Genomic DNA, 23,096 nt, shown 5'->3' with positions numbered 1-23,096 from the left:
TGGCAGTTTCGCGGGCGGCTCTTCCCTTGCAATGTCGGAGATTGGCGAAGGCGGAGATGCCAGCGCAATCTCCCCCCTTGTGGGGGAGATGTCCGGCAGGACAGAGGGGGGCGCGAAGGAACTCAGCCTATCCAACCTTTGCCTTCTCGTATCGCGATGCCGGAAGCACCGCAGCCCCTCACACCTTGACCAACTGCTCCACGCGATCCTTCGCCCCAAAAATCCGGAGATAGCGCTCGATCTCTTTCTTGTCGCCCGTCGCCTTGGCCGGATTGTCCGACAGCTTCACCGCCGGCCTGCCATTGGCCTCCGTCACCTTGCAGACCAGCGATATGGCATCGAGGCTGTTGGTTTCGGTCGGCGCGCAGCCTTCGAAATCGTTGGTGAGGTTGGTGCCCCAGCCGAAGGACATGCGCACCTTGCCCTTGAAGTGCTGGTAAGTCTCTTCGATGGTCTCGACTTCAAGCCCGTCGGAGAAGATCAGCAGCTTCTGCCTGGGGTCCTTGCCCTTCTCGCGCCACCAGTCGATGATTTTTTCGCCGCCCTCGATCGGCGGTGCGCTGTCGGGGCGAAAGCCGGTCCAGTCGGCCACCCAGTCGGGCGCGTCGCGCAGGAAGGATGCGGTGCCGAAAGCGTCGGGCAGCACAATCAACAGGTTGCCGCCGTAGTAGCGCTGCCAGTCCTGCAGCACCTTGTAAGGCGACTGCTTCAGTTCCTTTTCGGTCTTGGCAAGGGCGGCAAACACCATCGGCAATTCATGCGCGTTGGTGCCCAGCGCTTCGAGGTCGTTGTCCATGGCAAGCAGCACGTTGGAGGTGCCGGTGAAGGCCTCGCCAATGCCTTCCTTGAGCGCCTCGACGCACCAGCGCTGCCACAGGAACGAGTGGCGGCGGCGGGTGCCGAAATCCGAGATGCGGATGCCGGGCAAAGCCTTCAGCCGCTCGGTCTTAGCCCACATCTTGGCCTTGGCGCGGGCATAGAGAACGTCGAGCGCGAACGGGCCGTAGGCGCGCATGGCGGCGCGGGAACGAAGCTCATTGATGATGGCCAGCGCCGGGATTTCCCACAGCGTGGTGTACATCCACGGGCCGCTGAAGGAGAGCTCGTACTGGCCGTCGCGCTTGGACAGTTCGTAGTCGGGTAGCCGAAAACCTTCCAGCCAGGCGAGGAATTCGGGCTCGAAGATCTGCTTGCGGCCATAGAAATTGTTACCGCCGAGCCAGATCATCTCCTTCTTGGAGAAGCGCAGCGTGCGGGCATGGTCGAGCTGTTCGCGCAGTTCGCCTTCGTCGATCTCGTCGGCCAAGCGCACCGATGTGGTGCGGTTGATCAGCGAGAAGGTGGTGTCGACCTTGGGGTACATGCCCCAGATCATCTGCAGCATCAAAAGTTTGTAGAAATCGGTGTCGAGCAGGCTGCGGACGATCGGGTCCAGCTTCCAGGTGTGGTTGTAGACGCGCCGCGCTATATCGGTCTTTGCCATATCTCGATGCCGCCTTCGCTGCTCGCTCTCCGTAATTGCCTCTTAGCATTGAATTTTCGACGGCGCCTCCCGCTTTGCGGGCTGGCCCGACAAAAAGAAATCGCTCCAGTCCAGCGTCAGGAGCCGGTCTTGGCGCCGATCACCTTGAGCGCCGGGCGCTTTCGGCGAATGCCGATGCGGCCCGCCACCGGCGCGTCGGCGCGGCTGTCGGCCTGTTCCTTCTCAGCGAACAGCCAGTCGACGAACAGTTGCACGATCGGCGCCGAGCGCATCTCGTTGCGGCAAACGACGTAGAAATCGTCGACCGCCGGCACCGACAGGCTGAACGGCGCCACCAGCAGGCCCCTGGCGAGCAGCGTGCTGGCGGTAACGGAATCGCCGAGCGCTACACCATGGCCATGCACCGCGGCTTCGATGGCCGTGCGCGCGTCGCCGAGATTGTGGCGGCGGCCACGCTCGAGATCCAGCCCGTCGGCGGCGGCCAGCCAGGTATGCCACTCGCGGCCGTCATCGCCATGCAGGATGACATGGTCGGCAAGATCCCGGCAGACGCGGATCGGCCGGTTGTTGATCAGTGTCGGGCTGACCACCGGGAACAGTTCGAGGCCCGACCATTTGCGCATCCAGCAATCGGTCCAGCTGCCATCGCCATAGAGAACGCAAAGATCGACCTGCGGCGCGCGGATGTCCTTGGGGTCGTTGGACGGGATCAGCGTCAGACGGATATCGGGATATTGCGCCATGAAGCTGCCGAGCCGCGGCGTCATCCACAAAAGCAGCAGCGCCGGCACGCAGGAGACCGACAATGTGCCGGCGCTGGCTGGTCTCGTCATGCGCTGGGTGGCGGCAGCGATGCCGTCGAAGGCGGTCGACACCGCCGGCAGCAGTTCGGCGCCATGCGGTGTGAGCTTTACCCGCTGTCCCGTACGCTCGAACAGTTTTACGCCGAGCGATTGCTCGAGCGCCTTGATCTGGTGGCTGATGGCGCCATGGGTGACATTGAGCTCGGCCGCCGCCTTGGTCAGCGAGGCATGGCGCGCCGTTGCCTCGAAGGCGCGCAGGGGATTTAAGGGGGGCAGACGCTTGGCCATTGGCAACCGGATACTCTGTGAGATTTTCTCACAATCAGCACCGTAACAATATCAATTGATTTTTCAATGCGGCTGCCGGACACTTTGGCAGGTCAACAGCATCAATGACGTGAAATCTGCAGGCAGCCAGCGGGACAGCGACCCGGCCGGATGATGGTCAGTTCGCAGATGTCGCCACGGCCGTATGCACCAGCCCGGCAGGAGGAGACCGACATGGGTTACGATCGTGGCAAGCTCGACGCGTTGCGCCGCAAATATGGCGAGAGCCACGGCGGCGAGATGTTCGACCCCAAGTTCCGGCAGGTCGCAGACAAGATCTTCACCAAGACCGGCACAAGGCTGGCGCCCTATTCCGGCATCCCGACCTTCCTCGCCGCGCCCTATCGCGAAATCGCGGCCGACAATCCGGATTTCGGCGATTTGCAGGTGGCGATCATCGGCGTGCCGATGGATCTCGGCGTCACCAACCGGCCAGGCTCGCGCTTCGGGCCGAGGGCGCTGCGCGCCATCGAGCGCATCGGTCCCTACAACCATGTGCTGGAATGCGCGCCGACGCATGAGCTTCGCGTCGCCGACATCGGCGACACGCCGTTCCGCAGCCGCTACCGGCTGGAGATCAGCCACGAAGACATCGAGCGCCGCACCAACCAGATCGTCGATGCCGGCGTGCTGCCGCTTTCGGTTGGCGGCGACCATTCGATCAGCCATCCGATCCTGAAGGCGGTCGGCAAGAAGGCTCCGGTCGGCATGATCCATATCGACGCCCATTGCGACACCAGCGGGCTGTTCGACATGACCAAATTCCACCATGGCGGCCCGTTCCGCAACGCGGTGCTGGACGGCGTGCTCGACCCGACCCGCACCATCCAGATCGGCATCAGAGGCTCGGCCGAATATCTGTGGGAGTTCACCTACGAATCCGGCATGACGGTGGTGCACGCCGAAGAGGTGACGGGCCTCGGCATCCCCGCCATCATCGAGAAGGCGCGCAAGATTGTCGGCGACGGCCCGACCTACATCTCCTTCGATGTCGACAGCGTCGATCCGGCCTTCGCGCCGGGCACCGGCACGCCTGAGATCGGCGGCCTGACGACGCGCGAGGTGCTCGAACTGCTGCGCGGCCTTAAAGGCCTCAACATTGTCGGCGGCGACGTCGTCGAGGTGGCGCCGCAATATGACGCGACGACCAACACCGCCCATGTCGGCGCCCAGGTCCTGTTCGAGATCCTGAGCCTGATGGTGTTCAGCCCGGCCATTACGAGCAAGGGGGCCTGACGGACTTCAAATGCAAAGGCGGCCGCCGCGCTGGAGCCGGCGACCGTTTCAAAACAAACAAGCTTCCAGAAGGGAACCACAATGAATTTTCACATGAAATCAACCGTCGCCGCCGCGCTGATGCTCGCCGGCCTCGGCCTTACCGCGCAGGCGCATGCCGACGCCGTCGACGACATCACCAAGGCCGGCGCTATCAATGTCGGCATCTTCTCCGACTTTCCGCCCTTCTCCTCGGCCAGCGCCGATATGAGCATCAAGGGCTATGACATCGACGTAGCGCAGGCCATCGCCGACTCTCTGAAGGTGAAGCTCAATCTGGTCAGCGTCACCGGCCAGAACCGCATCCCGTATCTCACCGACAAGCGCGTCGATATTCTGATGAGCGTCGGCTACTCCAAGGAGCGCGAGGAGGTGATCGATTTCGCCGCCGCCTACGCGCCCTACTACATCGCCGTCATCGGCCCGGCAGCGCTCTCCGTCAAAGGCAAGGAAGACCTCGCCGACAAGTCGATCGCCGTCAATCGCGGCACGTTGGAGGACACGTCGTTGACCGAAGCGGCGCCGGCGTCGGCCGACATCAAGCGCTTCGACAACTACAACTCCGTCATCCAGGCCTTCATCTCCGGCCAGACCCAGCTGATGGTGGTCGGCAACGATGTCGGCGCCCAGGTGCTGGCCAAGCAGGACGCGCTGAAGCCGGAGCAGAAATTCCAGCTGCTCACCTCACCCTCGCATATCGGCCTCAACAAGAAAGAGGACCGTCTGAAGACGGCGGTCAATGATGCGGTCGCCAAGATGCTGGCCGACGGCAAGCTCGACGAGAGCTCGAAGGCCTGGCTGAAGACGCCGCTCAACCCCGACAACCTCAAGGATTGAGTTCCCGTGGCCTTTGGCTGGCTTGCAGGCGCCCTGGGCGACATCGCGCGTGGCGCGGCCACGACGATCCTGTTGATCGTCGTGACCACGCTCGTGGGGACGCTGCTCAGCATCTTGGGCGCTGCCGGCCGGCGCAACGGCCCGGTCTTCGTGAAGCGCGCCATCGCGGTTTATGTCGAGGTGATGCGCAACACGCCGTTCCTGGTGCAGCTGTTCTTCATCTTCTTCGGCCTGCCCAGCCTCGGCATAAGGCTCGATCCGATCCTGGCCGCCATGCTGGCAATGACGCTCAACATGGCGGCCTACACCATTGAAATCGTCGGCGCCGGTCTCGATGCCGTGCCTGGCGGACAGACGGAAGCTGCGCTTGCGCTCGGGCTTCGGCCGCGCCAGGTGTTCATCAAGATCGTGCTGCCGCAGGCGCTCAAGGTGATCTACCCCGCGCTGACCAGCCAGATCGTCATCATGATGCTGGAATCGGCCGTGGTGTCGCAGATCGCGGTGCGCGAACTGACCTACGAGGCCGACATGCTGCAGGCGCGCACGTTCCGTTCCTTCGAGACCTATTTTGTGGTGACGCTAGTCTATCTCGCTCTATCGATGGCCTTGCGCCGGCTTCTTGTCACCGGCGGGCGCCGCGTATTGGGAGCGGGCGTGTCATGATCGAATTCACCTTCTGGGACATCGTTCGCAACCTTTTGCTCGCCGCGCGCTGGACGGTGCTGTTGTCGCTGGCGGCCTTCATCGGTGGCGCGCTGGTCGGCCTGATCGTGCTGTTCTTCAGGATCGCCGAGAACAAATGGAGCCGGCGCATCGCTTCCGGCTACATCGCGCTGTTCCAGGGCACGCCGCTGTTGATGCAGCTGTTCCTGATGTTCTTCGGCCTGCCTATGCTGGGCCTGCGCATCGAGCCGTGGACGGCCGCGGTGCTCGGCCTGACCTTCTTCGCCAGCGCCTATCTGGCCGAGATCTGGCGCAGCGGCGTCGACGCGCTGCCGCGCGGACAGTGGGACGCCGGCGCCAGCCTTGGTCTGCATCGGCTGCAGGAGCTGAGGCTCATCATCCTGCCGCAGGCGTTCTCGATCACAAGGGCGCCGATCGTCGGGTTCCTGGTGCAATTGATCAAGTCGACGGCGCTGACCTCGATCATCGGCTTCGAGGAGCTGGTCAGGACCTCCAACGCCATCAACAACGCCACCTTCGAACCGTTCAAGGTCTACGGGCTGGTGGCGCTGATCTTCTTCGTCATGTGCTTTCCACTGACGCAATACGCCCGTACGCTCGAACAACGAGCGGCGGCCCACTGACGCCATGATGGCGAACAGTGCGTGAAGGGAACCTGCCGGCATGGCCGGCATCAACTGAGGAGAAACCAGATGAACAGACTGATCGGAAAATCCCTGACACGGCGCGGCGTGCTTGGCGCGGGCCTCGCCACCGCCGGCGTGCTCGCCATGCCGTCGATCCTGCGGGCACAGGACAAGTCGCTGAAGGTCGGCGTCTATGGCGGCTATTTCAAGAAATCCTTCGACGAGAACGTCTTCCCCGACTTCACCAAGGCAACCGGCATTGCCGTGGAATCGGTCGCCGAGCCGACCGGCGAAGCCTGGCTGGTGCAGCTGGAGCAAGCGGCCAAGGCCGGCCAGGCGCCGGCCGACCTTTCGATGATGTCGCAGACCTCGACGCTGAAGGGCCAGTCGACCGAATTGTGGACGCCGCTGGATACGTCGAAGTTCAAGCACTATGGCGACCTGCTGCCCCGCTTCGTCAACAAATATCCAGATGGCCGCGTAGCCGGCATCGGCGCCGTCGCCTGGTGGATCACGCTTGTCAGCAACACCGATGTCTACAAGGACGCGCCGACATCGTGGGCAACCCTTTGGGACAAGGCCAACGAAGACAAGCTCGGTCTTCTGGCGCTTGCCTCCAACTCGTTCCTGCTTGAAGTGACAGCAAAGACCTTCATGGGCGGCACCAACGCGCTCGACACCGAGGACGGGCTGAACAAGGCGTTCGAGAAGCTCGCCGAGCTCAAGCCGAATGTCCGCCTGTGGTACCGCGACGAGGCGCAGTTCGAGCAGGCGCTGAAGTCGGGCGAGATCCCGATGGGCCAATACTATCACGATGTCACCGGGCTCGCGGTCGCCGACGGCTTCCATGTCCGCTCGACCTTTCCGAAGGAAGGCGGCATCCAGGATTCCGGCAATTGGGTGCTGTCGCGCGCCTCGACCAAGGTCGACGAGGCGCATGTCTTCATCGACTATATGAGCCAGCCGTCTATGCAGGGTGTCATGTCGCGCAAGGTCGGCACCACGCCGACGCTGAAGAAGGAAGTGCTCGACCTCAAGCCGGAAGAGTTCGCCGCGGTGTCGTCGGACATCGATCCGATCATCCCGCGCTACGACCTCTATACGTCGAAGGCCGACTGGATCAACCAGAAGTGGACGGAGCTGATCGTCGGGTGAGCGCCTAAGAGCTCGCCTGACCTCGAATAATGCCTCTCCCCTGACAGGGAGAGGCCGCCGATCGCCGAATTCCCTTTCGCATCGCGAAGCGGGGAAGCAGTGCCATTCGCAATATCCTCCGGTTTACAGGATCAACTCATGTCCGGACTAGACATCAACGCCATCACCAAGATGTTCGGCAATTTCGCCGCCGTCGACAATGTCCAGCTCAACGTACCGCATGGCACGTTCGTGTGCCTGCTCGGCCCCTCGGGCTGCGGCAAGACCACGCTGCTGCGCATGATCGCCGGGCTGGAGGAGCCGACCAGCGGCGCCATCGTGCTCGACGGCGAGGACATCACGCCGCTGCCGACGCACAAGCGCAATCTCGGCATGGTGTTCCAGTCGCTGGCGCTGTTTCCGCACCTCTCCGTCGGCGACAACATCGCCTATGCGCTGCGCATTCGCGGCGCCTCGAAGGAGGAGCAGAAGAAACGCGTCGACGAATTGCTGAGCCTGATCCATCTGACCGGCTTTGCCGACCGTCCGGTGGCGAAACTGTCGGGCGGCCAGCGCCAGCGCGTGGCGATTGCGCGGGCCTTGGCGCTGTCCCCAAAACTGTTCCTGCTCGACGAGCCGCTGTCGGCGCTCGACGCCAAGCTGCGCGAGGCCATGCAGGTGGAATTGCGCCAGCTGCAGCAGCGGCTCGGCATCACCACCATCGTCGTCACCCACGACCAACGCGAAGCCATGACCATGGCCGACCTCGTCGTCGTCATGGGCCACGGCAAGATCCTGCAGGCGGCGCCGCCGATCGAGATCTATCGCAAGCCGGCCGACGCCTTCGTCGCCGACTTCATCGGCATCACCAATCTGCTGCCGGCGGAAGTCGACGGCACTGGGCGTACCACCATTTTGGGCACCGCCATTCCCGGTCTTGCCATGCCGGCCGGGCAGACCAAGGCTTCGGTGTCGGTGCGGCCCGAGGATGTGCATCTCGGCAGCCCCGGCGGCTCGGCCATTACTGGCGAGGTCAGTTTCGTGCGCGATCTCGGCGGTACCATCGAGACCTTCGTCGACGTTGGCGGCACCAGCATCATTGCGGTGACGACACCGCGCGAGCGCCATGACGTGCCCGTCGGCGCCAAGGTCGGCGTCACGCTGCCGCCGGCGAGCTGCGTGGTGCTCGGCGCATGAGACGCGAAGCTCCGAAGTCGGTAGCCGACTACACGCCGCTGTTCTTTCCGGCGCTGATGCTGATCGTCTTCTTCGTCGTGCCGTTCTCGACGATGATCGCGGTCAGCTTCTTCAAGCGCAATCCCTCCGGTTTCTACACGCCGGACTTCGTCTTCGACAATTACGCCCGCTTCCTGTCGGTGTTTTTCGGCGGCGTGCTCGGCTTCTCGCTGATGCTGGCTGTGCTGGTCGCCATCTGCTGCGTGGCCATCGCCTTTCCCTTCACCTATCTTTTGACCCGGCGGCCGCGCCGTGTGCAGACACTGTGGCTGGTCGGCCTGTTGTCGGTGCTGTCTCTGTCGGAAGTCATCATCGGCTTTGCCTGGTCGACGCTGTTTTCGCGCACTGCCGGCATCACCAATCTGTTCGTGGCGATTGGGCTGATGGACAAGCCGGTGGCGCTGCTGCCGACCTTCGGCGCGGTGCTGACCGGCATGGTCTACCAGGCGCTGCCCTACACCATCCTGGTGCTTTACCCCGCCTTGGTCCGCCTCGATCCGACCTTGCTCGAAGCTGCGCGAACGCTCGGCGCCTCGCCGATCCGGGCCTTTTTCAACGTCGTCGCGCCGGCGCTGCGCAACACCATCGTGGCGACGCTGATCATGGTCTTCGTCTTCGCGCTCGGCTCCTACCTGCTGCCGCAGATTCTGGGACGGCCGCAACACTGGACGCTGTCGGTGCTGATCACCGACCAGGCGATCTACCAGTCCAACATGCCATTCGCCGCGGCGATGGCGGTGTTCCTGGTGCTGATCTCGCTGGCGTTGGTCGGACTGACACTGCTCGTCGGACGCCGGGAGAACGCGCTATGACCGCAACCTTGCTGCGCCGTGTCTATTTCACCATCGTCGCCTTGTTCCTGGCGGCGCCGCTGATTGTCGTCGCCGGCGTGTCGGTGAATTCGCGGCAGGAACTCTCCTTCCCGCCGGTCGGCTTCTCGCTTGCCTGGTATGCCCAGATATTCACCGATCCGGAATGGCGGCTGGCGCTGATCCATTCGGTGACGCTCGCCGTCTGTTCGGCGGCGATTGCCGTTGCGGTGGCGCTGCCGCTTGCCTGGTTCCTGTGGCGGCGCACCGCACCATGGGCGAACATTTTCCAGGTGCTGGGGCTGGCGCCCTTCATCCTGCCGCCGGTCATCACCGCGCTCGGCTTCCTCAGCTTCTGGGCGACGGTCGGGCTGTTCGGCCAGTTCTTCACCGCCATCATCAGCCACGCCATCTTCTTCGTGACGCTGCCGCTGGTGACGCTGTCGCTTGGCTTTGCCTCGATCGACCGTTCGCTGGTCGAGGCCGCGGCGACCATGGGCGCCGACGACCGCACGGTGCTGAAGACGGTGGTGCTGCCGCTGATCCTGCCTTACCTCGTCTCGGGCTATGCCTTCGCCTTCGTGCTGTCGCTCAACGAATACATCGTTGCCTACATGACGATCGGCTTCACCACTGAGACGCTGCCGATCAAGATCTTCAACGCGCTGCGCTACGGCTACACGCCGACCATGGCCGCGGTGTCGGTGTTCTTCGTTGCGGTGGCGGCACTGGTGTTCGGCTCGATCGCCCGGTTCGGCGATATCCGCAGGCTGCTCGGCGCCATGTCGTCGGACGGCAACTGAGCGAATTCATTTGTAACAGAACCCTCGATCATTGCTCAGAACCTCCAATGCCATCAAGGTGTCTGAGTGCATCCTATGCACCCGCGGATGCGGCAGCTTTGCGCCGCATGTCGGCCGTTAAAGCTAGCTGTGCTACCGCCTCACAGCAGACAGCGACCGCGCTGGAGGTCGAGGGAGCGCTAAGAGCGGTCATGGGCGTTGAGTGGCCGCACGGCACGGAGCGCGTTTTCTGCGAGCAAAAGTGCTGTTCCGCTATCCACTTCGGTCACGCTATCGACTCCGGTCACAGAGCCGACGGCCTGCGGTCTTTTGAGTTCACGCATTCCGGTATGCGAATGGGGCTCGTGACCCCGTCGAGCTGATCCGGCAGAGCGCAAGGCGGAAAACCCGCGTGTTGCATCGCGTCCATTATTCGCTTCCGCTCGGAGTCACTCCACCCAGGTCCATTCACGAAACCTTCGATGGTCAGCTCCGGATATTTCGTAAGGCCCTTGGCCACCCAGATCCTGGCCTCCTCGTCACGGCCAAGTTCAACATAAACGGCAGCGCGAACGATCCAGGAGAAGCTGTTATAGTTTTCGAGCGGCAGGCGCTCCAGAACGCGCAGGGCATCCTCGTATCGTCCCGCCATGAAATAGGCGTAGCGGAATCCCAACGCGGCCCAATTCGGGTAGTTGGGATTGAGCCGGATTGCCTTGTCGGCGGCCTCCGCTCCGCGCTCAGGTTTTCCGAAGGCGTTTGCCCACAGCGAATAGAGGGTCATGATGTCGGCTGAGCCGGGATTCAGGCGAAGGGCGATGTCGAACTCCGCCTCTGCCCGCTCGAAATCGTCCATGTGTCCAAGGACGAGGGCCATGATCGCGTGCGCAAGCGCGTCCTGCGGATCGATGGCGAGACCAGTTTCGGCGGCGGCGAGAGCCTTAGGCAGGACCTCATCGCTATTCGCCCCAAAGCCTGCGAGCGTGTTATAAGCGGAAGCCATCTCGACCCAAGCCCGCGCAAGCTTCGGGTCCATCGTAACGGCTTGCCTGAAGAGCGGAATGGAGGCCTCGATGCTCTCCTTGGTGAAGCGCAGCAGCGATTCCCGACCGCGGAGATAGGTTTCATAAGCAGTTAGATTATGGGGCAGCATCCGCAGCCCGGTGATACGATCCGCCTCCGGAATGGCGCCCTTCGAGCTGCCGAGCTGATTTGTCACTTCATTTGAGATTTCCGCCTGTACCGAGAAAAGGTCGACAACAGGCCGATCCCAGCGCTCCGACCAGAGACTTACTGCCGTCGCTGTGTCGAGAAGTTCTGTCGTCACGCGAATCTGGTCATGGTCGCGTTGGACCGAGCCCTTCAGCACATAGCGCACGTTCAGGTCGCGCCCGACCTTACGGACATCGGCCGGCCCTCCGGCATAAGTGCTGCTCGAGTTCCAGCCGATGACCTCAATGTCGCGATAGCGCGAGAGGTCTGTGATGATGTCCTGACCGATCCCGCTTGCGAACCGTTTGGTGGTCTCATCGGCGTCGATGACATCGAACGGAAGCACGGCAATCGACGGATTGCCCACCAGCGTCTTTTGAGACGGCCGGATGTGCCAGATTGTGACCCCGATGAGGCCGAGAGCTGCAACGATGATGTACACCAGCGAGGCCCGGAACGGTTTTCGCGTACGCTGTGCCGACATTGCTTCGGGCACCGGCATCGTTGCCTTAGGTGACGACTCCTCAAGCTCGGCCGGCGCCGACCCGGTCGGACGCTTCTCGCCGTTCACTGACAGCACAAGCCGGTACCCGCGCTTCGGCGCAGTCTGCAGGATCGTCCGTGCCTCATCGTGGAGGGCGCGCCGTATCTCGTGAATGCACTGAAATAGGCTGTCTTCGGTGACAGCGATGCCGAGCCAGACGGCCTCGATCAATTCGTCCTTGGTCACGAGGCGATCGGCATTCTGCGCCAGGTAACGCAGCACCGCGAAAGCCTGAGGTCGCAAATCGACAGGATTGCCCTCCCGATCGCGCAACGTTTCGTTGCCAAAATCGGCGGTCACGCCGTTGATTGCGAGCGATTGACCTAAACGGATTTCCATTCAGTCTCCCGCCGCAGGCGGGCCTCCCATTCCCTCGGCCAGCACTCTATCACGGCTTGCCGCTAGAGCATCGTTCACAAAAACATCGCGGTTTCCGCTCCCTTCAGGAGAAATTCGGAGAACTTTCGGACGGCCTTCAGGACTTCCCGCACGGGCCATTGTTTTGTGCCAACCAATTGGACGAGCTGACGCACCGCGAGAGACGCGACGGCAAACCGCCGCAAGGGCATGGGAGGATGTGATGCGGTCTGGATCTATCAGGATCGGGTTTGCCTTGGAGTTGTCACGGCAGCACAGCAAGTGACCAATGGCGAGATGATCACCAACGCAGTATCCGCGGGCGCGTGGCTCACGCGCACCATCCTAATCGCCGTTCACCCTGATCCGGGGCACGTTGGATCCAATAGGAGGACTACCCATGAAGCCGCGATTCCTCAACACACGCCGTATCGGCGTGCTTGTGTTCTCATTATGGGCTTTCGAGCTAATAATGCCCGCCTTGATGCCAGCTCAGGCAGAGCCGGCGGTCGGGGTCACCCCAACCGTTATTGGACGGGCTACGTATGATGCATTTGACCTGCAGTCAGACCTCGGGTTTGCTGCGCAGGCGAAAAGTCCGCTCGACATCGTCGTGCGGACCCATGACTACGCGCCTGGAAGCTCGACGGGATGGCATTCGCATCCGGGCCCAGTCTTCATCACAGTCACTGAAGGCGAAGTGACGTTCTACGAGGGCGACGATCCGACGTGCACGCCAAAGGTGGTCTCGAAAGGCCATGGGTATGTTGATACCGGCCGTGGGCACATCGGGCGAAACGAGTCCGGAGCGCCTGCTAAGGACGTGACAGTCATCTTCGCTCCAGTGGCAAAGTCATTCCGAGCGGAGTTGGATCGTCCGAACACAGCCTGCAAGTTTTAGCGGCAGAATTGTCCGTCTACTCGGCGGACAGTCCTACCGTCCCAGTGCGGACAGCGATCAGCAGATTGAACTGTCCGCTCTAGGTCAGATCGCGTCGATGCACGGGGGCCTGAACGTCCGCTTCTCACATTCCAAGCCTCGAAGCCGCCAATCCGCTTCCGGCCGCAAAGGCGACATCAGACATCTGTTCTGCATTGACTGCTTCGGGCAACAGGCGGACCGCTTGGTGCGCCATCAATGGCTGAAGACCAGCGGCGGCGCGATGCGATCGCGCCGCAGCCAGCGCGCCAGGAGCAACACCGCCACCACCGCCAGCCCCGACGCCAGGCCGATCCAGATGCCGACGCCGTGCAGGCCGAAATGGAAGGCAAGCAGCACGCCGAGCGGCAGGCCGATGCCCCAATAGCCGATTGCGGCATAGATCATCGGCACCTTGGTGTCGTGCAGGCCGCGCAGCATGCCGGCGGCAACGGCCTGCGCGCCGTCGAAGATCTGGAACAGGGCGGCAAAGGCGAGGAACGACACGGCAAGCGCGATCACCCTTGCATTGACCGGATCGGTCATGTCGATGAAGGCGCTGATCAGCAGATGCGGCCACAGCACCATCACCAGCCCCATCAGCGCCATGAACGAGACGCCGATGACGAAGGCGGTCCAGCCGGCGCGCGAAACGCCTTCCGGATTGCCGGCGCCATGGGCGAGCCCAACGCGTACCGTCACCGCCTGGTTGAGGCCGAGCGGCACCATGAAGGAGATCGAGGCGATCTGGATGGCGATGGCGTGTGCCGCCAGCGAATCCGCATCGATCAGGCCCATAAGCAGAGCCGCCGCGTTGAAGATCGTCACCTCGAAGGCGAGGATGCCGGCGATCGGCAGGCCGAGCCTGAGCAGACCCTTGAAGCGCGGCCAGTCGGCGCGCCAGAAGCGACCGAACAGGCGGTAGCGCCGGAACTTCTTCTCCAGCATCACGACAGCAGCCATGCCAACGAACATCAGCATGCTCGACAGCGTTGTGGCCAGGCCGGAGCCGGCGATACCCATTGCTGGAACACCGAGATTTCCGAACATGAACACCCAGTTGAAGAGCACGTTGCAGGCGACGGCAACGAAGACGATGACCAGCGCCCAGCCGGGGCGCTCCATCGCCGAGATGAAGGAGCGCAGCACGATGTAGCCGTAGAAGGGCAGCACCGCCCATTCGAGCCAACGCAGATAGATACCGGCTTGATGGGCCAGAGCGGGCTCCTGTCCCATGGCCAGCAAGATAGCCTCGCCATGCCAGAGGACGATCCAGATCGGGATCGAGATCAGGATCGCCAGCCACAGGCCCTGGCGCACGGTGCGGCGCAGGTCGCGCACCGAATAACGGCGGCGGCCAAGCTCGGTCGCTATCATCGGCGAGGTCGCCAGCATCAGGCCGAGGCCGAAGATCAGCGGCATGAAATAGAGATTGGCGCCGAGCGCGCCGCTGGCCAGCGTGTCCGCGCCCAGACGCCCCATCATCATGACGTCGGTGGCGGTCATCGCGGTCTGGCCGAGATTGGTCAGCACCATCGGCCAGGCCAGCGCCAGTGTCGCCCTGATTTCCTGACGCCAAAGGTTTTCCGGCGCACGAGCGCCGGCTTCGATCGCAGACATTGTCCTGCTCTTTCCGATTGCGGCGCGTCGGCATCGAGGCCGGAAGCCGCACTTCCAAACGGCAAAACCTTCGGTTTCGCGGCGTTTGCGTCGTTCTATTGGACGAAATGCGACATGATGGCAAGGGAGGACGGGCAGGCAGCGATTGAGCCAGAAGGCAAATTCCGCCCTTCCCGCTTGGGCAAAGGAGCCCCTTGCTCAGCCGATGCTCTCACCACCGTCGATGACCAGCGCCTGGCCGGTCATGAAGGATGAGCGGTCGGAGACGAGGAACAGGATCGCTTCGGCGATCTCCTCCGCGTTGGCCCAGCGTCCCATCGGGATCTTGGTTCGGACATAGGTCTCGATCGCCTCGCGTCCGCCCATCTGGGCGATGAACGGCTCGTTGAAGGGCGTGTCGACCCAGCCCGGGCAGAGCGCGTTGACGCGGACATTGTGCCGGGCATAGTCGAGCGACATCTGCCTGGTCATCGCCACCACAGCATGTTTGGAGGTGGCATAGGCGATCATCTCGCGGTCGTAGAACACGCCCGAATTCGAGGCTGTGTTGAGGATGACGCCGCCGCCTTGCGCGACCATTGCCGGCATGACCAGCCGCGCAGCCAGAAACTGCGCCCGTACGTTGATGCGCCAGGACGCGTCCATGCCATCGACTTCGACCTCGGTCAGCGCTCCGCCGACCTGGATGCCGGCGTGATTGTGCAGGATGTCGATGCGGCCATATTTGCCGAGCGTGCCCGTGATGAGCTGCCCGACCGCCGCGTCGTCAGAGACGTCGGTGACAATCGCCTCGGCGCGCCCACCCGCCGCGCGGATGTCCGCCGCCGTCGTCTCGCCGCTGGCCTGATCCCGGTCGGCGATAACCACCAGCGCGCCCTCCCTGGCCATGATCATGGCGCCGGCGCGGCCGATGCCGGAACCGGCGCCCGTTACCACGGCGATGCGGTCTTTGAGGATCATGATGCGGCTTTCAGTTTGACGGCTTGCGCTGCCGCAGCTGCCATTGGGCAAGCACCACGAGCAGGACCGAGGCGACGAGCACGATGGTGGCGATGGCATTGATTTCCGGTGTCACCCCGCGCCGGATCGAGGCGAAGACATAGATCGGCAGTGTCGTCTGCGCGCCGGCAACGAAGAAGGCGACGATGAAATCGTCGAAGGAGAAGGTGAAGGCGAGCAGGAAACCGGCGACCACCGCCGGCATGATCTGCGGCAGGACAATCGAGCGGAACGTGGTCAGCGGCGTGGCGTAGAGATCGCTCGAGGCCTCGACCAGGTTGCGGTCGAGGCTGGCGAGACGCGTGCCGACAATCATAGTCACCAGCGCCATCGAGAACAGGCCATGCGCGGCGATGATCGATCCATAGCCGAGCGACAGGCGCGGCGGCTGGTCGTCAGGCCAGATCGAGGCGAGGAACGGATTGAGCACACCAAACAACTGGACCAGCGCGACCAGCGTCGAGATGCCGATGACGACGCCGGGAACGACAATCGCCGCACCCATCAGCGCGTCGAAGACGGCGCGGGTTCTGAGCCCAACCCGAGCGAGGCCGAGCGCCGCTGCCGTGCCGCACACCGCCGCCAGAACCGCGCTGGTCGTGGCGATGAACAGGCTGTTCTTCAGCGCCTCGACAAGGAACGGGTTCGACAGCGCCGTGCTGTACCACTGGGTCGAAAAACCGGTGAACTCGCTGGCATGGCGGCCGGCGTTGAAGGAGAACAGCACGACCAGCGCGATCGGCAGGTAGAGGAAGGCAAAGACGGCGGTGACGAAAGCGCGCATCAGATCAGATCCACCCGACGGGCACCCGAAACCCGTGTCGAAATGCGATTTGCCGCAATCAGCACCACCACAGAAACCGCCACCAGTGTGATGGCGATGGCCGATCCGAACGGCCAGTTGCGCGACTGCAGGAACAGGTCGACCAGAGCGTTGCCGATGAAGAACACCTTGCCGCCGCCAAGCAGCGTCGGGATCAGGTATTCGCCAAGCAGAAGGATCATGACCAGCGAGAAACCTGTCATCACGCCCGGCAGCGACAGCTTCAGGGTCACGCCCAGGAATGTCGAGAGCGGCGTCGCGCCGAGATCGGCGGAGGCTTCCAGCAAACGTCGGTCGAGCCGCTCGAGACTGACATAGATCGGCAGGATCATCAGCGGCAAATAGCCATAGACGATGCCGAGCAGCACGGCGCCCGGCGTGTTGATCAGCCTGACATCCTCGATGCCGACAAATGCGAGCAGGGCGGGGATGCCGCGTCCGCCCAGAATATACATCCAGGCATAGGTGCGCATCAGAAGGCTGGTCCAGAACGGAATGACGACGAGCGCAAGCAGAATCAGCCGCCAGCGCTCCGGCGCCTTCAAGGCAAGATAGTAGGCAACCGGGTAGGCAACGAGCAGACAGGCAAGCGCGCCCACCGGCGCCAGCATCATCGTGTTCCAGAAGGCGGTCGCCCGCGCCGGAAGATTGGCATATTGCGCCAGCGTGAAGGCCGCCTGGTAGCCGCCCTCCGGCGCCCGCTCGCCGACACTGAACACGGCAATGGCGATGAACGGCAATACCAGAAACACCACCAGCCACGCTGTGGCCGGAGCGAGCAGCAGCGCTGTCAGAAAATTATACCGAAATCTGTTGCCGTGCATGGAAACCGCCCCGATGCCGGCGGGCATATGCCCGCCGGTCGCTTGTCTCATTCAGGTCGGCTTCAAGCCGACTTGAAGCGGGCCATCAGCTCGGCGCGGCCCGGATCGGTCAGCGTTGCCGCCGCGCCGAACTCAAGCGGCGTCAACAGGTCGGCCGCCGGATAGAGGATCGGATTGTCCAGCACTTCCTTGGGCAGCAGCTTGTTGACGCGCGCATCGGTCGAGGGCGCACCGTTGGCCAGATGCTCCTTCACCGCGACCTCAGGGGTCATCAGATAGTTGAGCAAGGCATAGCCGGCCGGCTTGTTCGGCGCGTCCTTCGGGATGGCGTAGAAATCGGTCCAGATTTCGCCGCCCTCCTTGCCCAGCACATAGGCGATCTCTGGAATATCGCGGTGCAGCTGCGCGCCGTCGTTCGTCCAGCACATGGTCATCCAGGCGTCGCCCGCCCGCATTCCCGGCTGATAGTCCGAAGAGACCGCGAACAGATGCGGCTTGACCTTGAGCAGCAGTTCCTCGGCCTTGGCAAGTTCGTCCTGCTTCAGCGAGTTGAAGGAGTAGCCGTAATATTTCAGCGCGTTGCCGATGGTGGTCAGCTGATAGTCGTGCACCATGGTGCGGCCATCGCCCTCAGCCATGGCGACATCCCAGAATTCCTTCCAGCTCGTCATCGGCTTGGCCAGCTTCTTGGTGTTGACGGCGAAGCCCGTCGTGCCCCAGTTCTTCGGCACAGCATAGGTCGTGCCGTCGATCGTGCCTTCCGAGGTGAAGCGTGGGTCCTCCTGCGAGCCGTCGAAATTCGGCAACTTCGCCATATCGAGCGGATCGATGATGCCGAGCTTCTTGTAGGTCGAGATCGTGTAATTGGTCGGCACGAACAGGCTCCAGCCCGAGGCGCCGGCCTGCAGCTTGGCCAGCATTTCCTCATTGGAGCCGAACACGTTGACCTCGACGGCGACGCCGGTGTCCTTCTTGAAATTCTCGAAGGTCTGCGGGTCATGGTAGTTCGGCCAGGTGGCGATCGACATGCGGTCGCCAAGGCTTTCGGCGGCAAAGGCCGGCGTCGGCATGATGCCGATTTCGCGCGCCATCACCGCGGTCGCGATGCCCAGGCCGGTGAGGCCGAGGAAATCGCGGCGGCCGATCGAGCCACGCTTCAAGCGCATCAGTTGGTCGACGAAGTTCTCAGGGCTTATCGGCAGTCCGTCACGATATGATTTCGACATTTTTTGCTACCCTCTGGTTGGTCCCGTTGTTCTTGTTCTCCGGAAACGCCAGCGGCGTCCCGGAGGCAAAGCCGATGGCGACGGGTTCACCCGGCTTGAAGAGATTGCCATGGCCGATCACATGGTCGGCCTTGGCCAGCAGCGTTCCGATGCCCTGGACCTCGATGGCGTATTCCGCGGTCGAGCCCAGAAAAATCCGGTTGCGCACGATGCCCTTGAACGGGCTGCCTTCCGTGGCGCCGAGGCTTAGCGATTCAGGGCGCAGGCTGACTGAAACGGTCTCGCCCTGCTGCAAGGCGGTTCGCTTGCGCGCGGCAATGACGGTTCCGTCGGCGAGCGCCACATTCACCAGGTCGCCTGTGTGCCCGGCCACCTTGCCGCTCAACAGATTGGTCTTGCCGACGAAATCGGCGACGAACAGGTCGGCCGGCTCGTCATAGATCTCGCTCGGCTGCCCCAACTGGACGATGCGGCCGCCATTCATGACGCAGACGAAGTCGCTCATCGACAGCGCTTCCTCCTGGTCGTGGGTGACCAGCACGAAGGTGATGCCGATCTCACGCTGCAGGTTCTGCAGCTCGATCTGCATGTCGGTGCGCAGCTTCTTGTCGAGCGCCGCCAACGGCTCATCGAGCAGCAGCACCGCCGGCTTGTTCACCAGCGCGCGCGCCAGTGCGACGCGCTGCTGCTGGCCGCCGGAGAGTTCGTGGATCTTGCGGCCGCCATAACCGGCGAGCCGCACCATTTCGAGCGCCTCGCCGGCGCGGCGACCGATTTCCTGCGACGACAGGCGCGGCCGTGCCTGGCGCAGTCCGTAAGACACATTGGCTTCCACATCGAGGTGCGGAAACAGCGCGTATTGCTGGAACACCATGTTGACCGGCCGGCGATAGGGCGGCGTGCCGGCCATGTCCCGGCCGCGGATGAACACCTGGCCTTCGCTCGGCTGCTCGAAACCGCCGATCATGCGCAGACATGTCGTCTTGCCGCAGCCGGACGGTCCGAGAAGGGCGACAAAGGCGGACGGAGGGACGGTCAGATCGATGCCGCTGACAGCGGTCACCGCGCCATAGCGCTTGGTGACGCCGCGAAACTCGATGTCGGGCACTGCGGTCAAAGTGCTGGCTCCAGCAACAGGGCTATTTCAGGACGCTACCAGAGCCAATGGCGGCTAGTATATACCTCTCAGGTGGTATATCTGATCTATTTTCTCGTTTAAGGGGGTATAGCTTGAGTGCGTCCCGCAGCGACGAATACAGCCAACTCGCTGCGCTTGTCGCGGCAACGCGAGAGACCAGCGGTGACCTGTTCGGCCAGGCAATGGTCGGCTGGGTGAGGCAGCATGTCAGCTTCGACCACTGCGTGATCTTCGGCTATCGCGGTGCCTCGCGACCGCCGCTGCTGTTCGAAACCTTCTCGCCTGCCGAGAGCCATGTCTTCGTCACGCTCTATCAAGAAGGGCCTTATCTGCTCGACCCGTTTCATCACGCGGCGGTCGAGCGCAAGGAGGGGTTCTGGCGCATGCGCGAACTGGCGCCCGACCGCTTCTATGCCAGCGAGTATTTTCGCACTTACTACAGCCAGACAAGGCTCGCCGAGGAGGTCGGTTTCTTCGTGCCATTGCCCGGCAAGGATGCGCTGGTGCTGTCGCTGATGCGATTGCAGGCCTCGGGGCCCTTCGGCACCGCCGATGCCAGGCTGCTGCGCGACATGGCGCCGGCGGTGATCGGTTTCGCCCGGTTGCGCTGGCCCGCACTTGCGGCCGACGAGCCGGACGAAGCAAAACAGGATGATGATACGATCGCCGCGGTCAACGAATTCGACCGCGCCCACATCTGGGAGAGCCTGTCGCTGACCCCGCGCGAAAAGCATGTCGTCGATCTGGTGCTGCAGGGGCATTCCACAGAGTCGATCGCGAGGGCCATGCGCATCGTGCCGGGAACCGTGAAGGTTCACCGCCGCAACATCCACCGCAAACTCGGTATCAAATCCCAGGCCGGGCTGTTCGCCCGTTTCATCGAGATCATCGAGAGCCGGCGTTGAAATCGCGAAGGTAGACATCGTTCACTTGCCGGCGACAGACTGCTAGGAACGAGCCGAGACCGGACCGCATCCGGATTTCGCCCGGAGAGCAGACGATGGCATTCAGGCGCAGAAAGAACACGGCCGCGATCCCGCGCACGGTGCCTGCCTTCGAGCACATCGTCACCGAGGCGAGCGACAGTTTCCTGTGGCGGCTCGACGACTATCCCTGGGAGCGCAATGTCTGGAATTTTCATCCGGAATACGAAATCCATCTCCTGCGGAAGTCTTCCGGTGTGGTGCTGGTCGGCGATCACATCGGCGAATTCGGGCCGGGCTACCTGACCATCGTCGGCGGCGGGCTGCCACATGACTGGGTGACGGCGGTGCAACCCGGCGAGTTGATCGAGGGCCGCGACATCGTTCTGCAGTTCGATCCCGAAAGGCTGCGCGGCTCGGCCGGGTTGCTGCCGGAGCTGCGCGAACTTGAGCCGTTTCTGGAGCGGTCGCTGCGCGGCATCGTCTTTCATGGTCGCGCAGCGCTCGATGGCGCGGCGCTGATGGAACGGATGGGCACGGTGCACGGGCTCGCCCGGCTCTGCCTGTTCCTCGAATTGGTGGATCTGCTGGCCAGGACCGACGAATGCGAGCTGTTGTCGTCACCGGATTTCTCACCCGCCCTCGATGCAACCTCGCTGGATATCATCCAGCGCACGCTGACCTATCTGTTCCAGCATTTTGCCGAGGACCTGAAGCTGCCGGAGGTGGCGGAACTGGCCGGGATGAGCGAAAGCACGTTTTCGCGCTTCTTCCAGAAAAACACCGGCAACAGTTTCAGCGACCACATCGCCAAGCTCCGGCTCTGGCAGGCCTGCAAGCTGCTCGCCGACACCGATATTCCGATCACCGACATCTGCTTCCAGGTGGGCTATATGAACATTTCCAACTTCAACCGCGCCTTCCTGCGCAAGCATAGGATGACGCCGTCATCCTACCGTAAGCTGTCGCGGCAACGGCTGACGCTGCGCGCCTGAACTCGGCCCTTCTTCGTCCCATCGGTACTCATGTGACGAAGGCCGTTCTGGCGGGCCGGCTTTCGCACCGCACAATGCATAAAAGTACAGGTCTTCTGCACCGAGGCTTCTAGCGCGGCCTTTAGCAACTCCTCATTTTGGCTACGGGTGGCTTGTCGCTCGGGCGATGGCGAGGATCGCGCAATCCGAGGACGTCCGCTTCCTGCGACTGTTCCTGGAGGAGAAAATCAATGAAACCAATTCGGCTCGCTGCGAGCTTAAGCGCAGCTTTCATGCTCACCACCACCCTCTCGACCATGGCGCTGGCGGCGCCGGTCTGCTCGGCGCCGGTCAAGGTGCTGGCGCAGCCGCGTGACGGCCTGACGCTGCTGGAAGAGTCCAAGGACGAATTCCAGAAACTGGCCGGCGCCAGCTTCCAGATCGACTATCTCAACGAGAACGACCGCCGGGCAAAGTCGCGCGCCGATGCGTCCACCGTCGGCAATTACAACGTCTACTATGTCGACGAAGCCAACGTTGCGCTGTTCGCCTCGTCGAAATGGATCGTGCCGCTGACCGATTATTATCCGGCTGACTATGACTATGCCGATTTCGACCCGGGCCGGCAGAAGGTCGCTACCTATGACGGCAAGGTCTGGTTCGCGCCGCTGACCGGCGGCGGCGACCTGATGGTCTACCGCAAGGATGTGCTGGAAGCCGCAGGCATCCAGCCGCCGAAGACGCTGGACGAACTGATCGCCGACGTGCCGAAGCTGACCGACCCGGACAAGGGCATGTATGGCATTGCGCTGCGCGGCGCGCGTGGCTCGGGCGCCAATGTCTGGCGCTGGATGCCGTTCTTCAAGGCCTATGGCGGCCAATGGTTCGACGGCGACAAGCCGGCTTTCAATTCCGAGGCCGCCGTCAAGGCGACCGAGACGTACCTCAAGTTGTTCAAGGATTCGGCGCCCGGCACGCAGACCGGCAGCTGGGATGAATCGACCGGCGCGTTCCTGTCGGGCCAGGTCGCCATCCTCGTCGAATCGACGCCGCTGTCGGGCATGGCGGTCGATCCCAAGACCTCGCAGGTGGTCGGCAAGATCGGCTTCCTGCCACCGCCTTCGCCACTGACCGGCGGCGGCTACGGTCATGGTCTCGCCATTGCTGCCAAGGCCAACGCCGATGACGCCTCGAAGGCATGCGCCGGCCTGTTCATCGCCTGGGCGACGTCGAAGGAGAATGAAAAGCGCCGGCTCGACGCGCATCAGTTCGGCGAACTCAACCGCACCAGCATCCTGTCCAGCAAGGAATTCGCCGACATTTACGGCGCCGATCTAGGCCAGGCGCTTGCCGAGACCGGCAAGGTGACGGCGGTCAACTTCTGGCAGGATCCGCGCTGGCCCGATCTCGGCGACCGCTGGGGCATCATCCTGGAAGAGCTGGTCACCGGCACACGCACCGACGTCAAAGGCGGCCTCGATGAGCTCGAGGCCTACGCCAACGAGCTGGTGAAAAAGAAGTAATCCTCCCGCCCGCGGCGC

Annotated in this window: 21 protein-coding genes; 12 read left to right on the top strand and 9 right to left on the bottom strand. The window is 62.9% G+C overall.

Going from position 1 to position 23,096, the window contains the following annotated elements; translation table 11 throughout:
• Positions 1 to 178: 178 nt before the first annotated feature.
• Together pncB and gcvA are read right to left on the bottom strand one after the other, a co-directional pair.
• On the bottom strand, positions 179 to 1,483 hold the full coding sequence (gene pncB, locus AC1D1B_RS02075) for a nicotinate phosphoribosyltransferase (RefSeq protein ID WP_477329049.1): 1,305 nt from the start codon (positions 1,481 to 1,483) through the stop codon (positions 179 to 181).
• 116 nt (positions 1,484 to 1,599) lie between these two features.
• Positions 1,600 to 2,574 (bottom strand): transcriptional regulator GcvA, encoded by a 975-nt coding sequence (gene gcvA / locus AC1D1B_RS02070; protein WP_477329048.1) that lies wholly within the window; start codon positions 2,572 to 2,574, stop codon positions 1,600 to 1,602.
• Between the two features lie 213 nt (positions 2,575 to 2,787).
• Between gcvA and speB the strand changes: the two genes are divergently transcribed.
• The 8 genes from speB (at position 2,788) to AC1D1B_RS02030 (ending at position 10,017) form a co-directional block, all read left to right on the top strand.
• The gene (gene speB / locus AC1D1B_RS02065; protein ID WP_477329047.1) at positions 2,788 to 3,849 is read left to right on the top strand and encodes an agmatinase; all 1,062 of its coding nucleotides are present in this window, start codon (positions 2,788 to 2,790) and stop codon (positions 3,847 to 3,849) included.
• 93 nt (positions 3,850 to 3,942) lie between these two features.
• Positions 3,943 to 4,725, top strand: a complete 783-nt coding sequence (locus tag AC1D1B_RS02060) for a transporter substrate-binding domain-containing protein (protein WP_477329046.1) — start codon at positions 3,943 to 3,945, stop codon at positions 4,723 to 4,725.
• Between the two features lie 6 nt (positions 4,726 to 4,731).
• Complete coding sequence (locus AC1D1B_RS02055; protein ID WP_477329045.1) at positions 4,732 to 5,388, top strand: amino acid ABC transporter permease; 657 nt, start codon at positions 4,732 to 4,734, stop codon at positions 5,386 to 5,388.
• Complete coding sequence (locus AC1D1B_RS02050; RefSeq protein WP_477329044.1) at positions 5,385 to 6,032, top strand: amino acid ABC transporter permease; 648 nt, start codon at positions 5,385 to 5,387, stop codon at positions 6,030 to 6,032. Before AC1D1B_RS02055 ends, AC1D1B_RS02050 begins: the two co-directional genes overlap by 4 nt.
• A gap of 69 nt (positions 6,033 to 6,101) precedes the next feature.
• Positions 6,102 to 7,190, top strand: a complete 1,089-nt coding sequence (locus tag AC1D1B_RS02045; protein WP_477329043.1) for an ABC transporter substrate-binding protein — start codon at positions 6,102 to 6,104, stop codon at positions 7,188 to 7,190.
• 138 nt (positions 7,191 to 7,328) lie between these two features.
• On the top strand, positions 7,329 to 8,366 hold the full coding sequence (locus AC1D1B_RS02040) for an ABC transporter ATP-binding protein (protein WP_477329042.1): 1,038 nt from the start codon (positions 7,329 to 7,331) through the stop codon (positions 8,364 to 8,366).
• Positions 8,363 to 9,217: an ABC transporter permease gene (locus AC1D1B_RS02035; RefSeq protein WP_477329041.1), complete on the top strand. Its 855-nt coding sequence runs from the start codon at positions 8,363 to 8,365 to the stop codon at positions 9,215 to 9,217. The genes AC1D1B_RS02040 and AC1D1B_RS02035 overlap by 4 nt, the downstream gene beginning before the upstream one ends.
• Entirely contained in the window at positions 9,214 to 10,017 is an 804-nt protein-coding gene (locus AC1D1B_RS02030; protein WP_477329040.1) for an ABC transporter permease, read from the top strand. The genes AC1D1B_RS02035 and AC1D1B_RS02030 overlap by 4 nt, the downstream gene beginning before the upstream one ends.
• Before the next feature lie 283 nt (positions 10,018 to 10,300).
• On the opposite strand, the gene AC1D1B_RS02025 is transcribed toward AC1D1B_RS02030, so the two are convergent.
• Positions 10,301 to 12,091 (bottom strand): winged helix-turn-helix domain-containing protein, encoded by a 1,791-nt coding sequence (locus AC1D1B_RS02025; protein WP_477329039.1) that lies wholly within the window; start codon positions 12,089 to 12,091, stop codon positions 10,301 to 10,303.
• 418 nt (positions 12,092 to 12,509) lie between these two features.
• Here AC1D1B_RS02025 and AC1D1B_RS02020 point away from each other — a divergent pair, with 418 nt between their 5' ends.
• Positions 12,510 to 13,010: a cupin domain-containing protein gene (locus AC1D1B_RS02020; protein WP_477329038.1), complete on the top strand. Its 501-nt coding sequence runs from the start codon at positions 12,510 to 12,512 to the stop codon at positions 13,008 to 13,010.
• A gap of 234 nt (positions 13,011 to 13,244) precedes the next feature.
• Here the strand turns inward: AC1D1B_RS02020 and AC1D1B_RS02015 are convergent, their stop codons facing one another.
• From AC1D1B_RS02015 to AC1D1B_RS01990, 6 genes are all read right to left on the bottom strand, one after another.
• Positions 13,245 to 14,648 carry an MATE family efflux transporter gene (locus AC1D1B_RS02015; protein WP_477329037.1) on the bottom strand — a complete coding sequence of 468 codons (1,404 nt, stop codon included), beginning with the start codon at positions 14,646 to 14,648 and terminating at the stop codon, positions 13,245 to 13,247.
• Between the two features lie 198 nt (positions 14,649 to 14,846).
• On the bottom strand, positions 14,847 to 15,608 hold the full coding sequence (locus tag AC1D1B_RS02010) for an SDR family NAD(P)-dependent oxidoreductase (protein ID WP_477329036.1): 762 nt from the start codon (positions 15,606 to 15,608) through the stop codon (positions 14,847 to 14,849).
• A gap of 10 nt (positions 15,609 to 15,618) precedes the next feature.
• The gene (locus AC1D1B_RS02005; protein ID WP_477329035.1) at positions 15,619 to 16,431 is read right to left on the bottom strand and encodes an ABC transporter permease; all 813 of its coding nucleotides are present in this window, start codon (positions 16,429 to 16,431) and stop codon (positions 15,619 to 15,621) included.
• Positions 16,431 to 17,294, bottom strand: coding sequence for an ABC transporter permease (locus AC1D1B_RS02000; RefSeq protein ID WP_477329034.1), 864 nt, complete (start codon positions 17,292 to 17,294; stop codon positions 16,431 to 16,433). The genes AC1D1B_RS02005 and AC1D1B_RS02000 overlap by 1 nt, the downstream gene beginning before the upstream one ends.
• Positions 17,295 to 17,356: 62 nt before the next feature.
• Positions 17,357 to 18,520 carry an ABC transporter substrate-binding protein gene (locus AC1D1B_RS01995; RefSeq protein WP_477329033.1) on the bottom strand — a complete coding sequence of 388 codons (1,164 nt, stop codon included), beginning with the start codon at positions 18,518 to 18,520 and terminating at the stop codon, positions 17,357 to 17,359.
• Positions 18,501 to 19,637, bottom strand: a complete 1,137-nt coding sequence (locus tag AC1D1B_RS01990; RefSeq protein WP_477329032.1) for an ABC transporter ATP-binding protein — start codon at positions 19,635 to 19,637, stop codon at positions 18,501 to 18,503. The genes AC1D1B_RS01995 and AC1D1B_RS01990 overlap by 20 nt, the downstream gene beginning before the upstream one ends.
• 113 nt (positions 19,638 to 19,750) lie before the next feature.
• Between AC1D1B_RS01990 and AC1D1B_RS01985 the strand changes: the two genes are divergently transcribed.
• The 3 genes from AC1D1B_RS01985 to AC1D1B_RS01975 all read left to right on the top strand — a co-directional run bounded on the left by AC1D1B_RS01985 (position 19,751) and on the right by AC1D1B_RS01975 (position 23,078).
• Positions 19,751 to 20,563, top strand: coding sequence for a helix-turn-helix transcriptional regulator (locus AC1D1B_RS01985; RefSeq protein ID WP_477329031.1), 813 nt, complete (start codon positions 19,751 to 19,753; stop codon positions 20,561 to 20,563).
• Between the two features lie 95 nt (positions 20,564 to 20,658).
• A complete protein-coding gene (locus AC1D1B_RS01980) occupies positions 20,659 to 21,576 on the top strand; it encodes an AraC family transcriptional regulator (RefSeq protein ID WP_477329030.1) in 918 nt (305 codons plus the stop codon).
• Between the two features lie 230 nt (positions 21,577 to 21,806).
• Positions 21,807 to 23,078 (top strand): ABC transporter substrate-binding protein, encoded by a 1,272-nt coding sequence (locus AC1D1B_RS01975; protein ID WP_477329029.1) that lies wholly within the window; start codon positions 21,807 to 21,809, stop codon positions 23,076 to 23,078.
• Positions 23,079 to 23,096: the final 18 nt, after the last annotated feature.

It is taken from the genome of Mesorhizobium sp. P2_C5_2 (genome assembly GCF_056404535.1).
This window is presented reverse-complemented; position numbering and strand designations above follow the sequence as displayed.

Bases quoted from the DNA above. Each gene is read 5' to 3' on its own strand.
- pncB (WP_477329049.1), bottom strand. From the start codon at position 1,483: ATGGCAAAGACCGATATAGCGCGGCGCGTCTACAACCACACCTGGAAG.
- gcvA (WP_477329048.1), bottom strand. From the start codon at position 2,574: ATGGCCAAGCGTCTGCCCCCCTTAAATCCCCTGCGCGCCTTCGAGGCA.
- speB (WP_477329047.1), top strand. From the start codon at position 2,788: ATGGGTTACGATCGTGGCAAGCTCGACGCGTTGCGCCGCAAATATGGC.
- AC1D1B_RS02060 (WP_477329046.1), top strand. From the start codon at position 3,943: ATGAAATCAACCGTCGCCGCCGCGCTGATGCTCGCCGGCCTCGGCCTT.
- AC1D1B_RS02050 (WP_477329044.1), top strand. From the start codon at position 5,385: ATGATCGAATTCACCTTCTGGGACATCGTTCGCAACCTTTTGCTCGCC.
- AC1D1B_RS02045 (WP_477329043.1), top strand. From the start codon at position 6,102: ATGAACAGACTGATCGGAAAATCCCTGACACGGCGCGGCGTGCTTGGC.
- AC1D1B_RS02040 (WP_477329042.1), top strand. From the start codon at position 7,329: ATGTCCGGACTAGACATCAACGCCATCACCAAGATGTTCGGCAATTTC.
- AC1D1B_RS02035 (WP_477329041.1), top strand. From the start codon at position 8,363: ATGAGACGCGAAGCTCCGAAGTCGGTAGCCGACTACACGCCGCTGTTC.
- AC1D1B_RS02030 (WP_477329040.1), top strand. From the start codon at position 9,214: ATGACCGCAACCTTGCTGCGCCGTGTCTATTTCACCATCGTCGCCTTG.
- AC1D1B_RS02025 (WP_477329039.1), bottom strand. From the start codon at position 12,091: ATGGAAATCCGTTTAGGTCAATCGCTCGCAATCAACGGCGTGACCGCC.
- AC1D1B_RS02020 (WP_477329038.1), top strand. From the start codon at position 12,510: ATGAAGCCGCGATTCCTCAACACACGCCGTATCGGCGTGCTTGTGTTC.
- AC1D1B_RS02015 (WP_477329037.1), bottom strand. From the start codon at position 14,648: ATGTCTGCGATCGAAGCCGGCGCTCGTGCGCCGGAAAACCTTTGGCGT.
- AC1D1B_RS02010 (WP_477329036.1), bottom strand. From the start codon at position 15,608: ATGATCCTCAAAGACCGCATCGCCGTGGTAACGGGCGCCGGTTCCGGC.
- AC1D1B_RS02005 (WP_477329035.1), bottom strand. From the start codon at position 16,431: ATGCGCGCTTTCGTCACCGCCGTCTTTGCCTTCCTCTACCTGCCGATC.
- AC1D1B_RS02000 (WP_477329034.1), bottom strand. From the start codon at position 17,294: ATGCACGGCAACAGATTTCGGTATAATTTTCTGACAGCGCTGCTGCTC.
- AC1D1B_RS01995 (WP_477329033.1), bottom strand. From the start codon at position 18,520: ATGTCGAAATCATATCGTGACGGACTGCCGATAAGCCCTGAGAACTTC.
- AC1D1B_RS01980 (WP_477329030.1), top strand. From the start codon at position 20,659: ATGGCATTCAGGCGCAGAAAGAACACGGCCGCGATCCCGCGCACGGTG.
- AC1D1B_RS01975 (WP_477329029.1), top strand. From the start codon at position 21,807: ATGAAACCAATTCGGCTCGCTGCGAGCTTAAGCGCAGCTTTCATGCTC.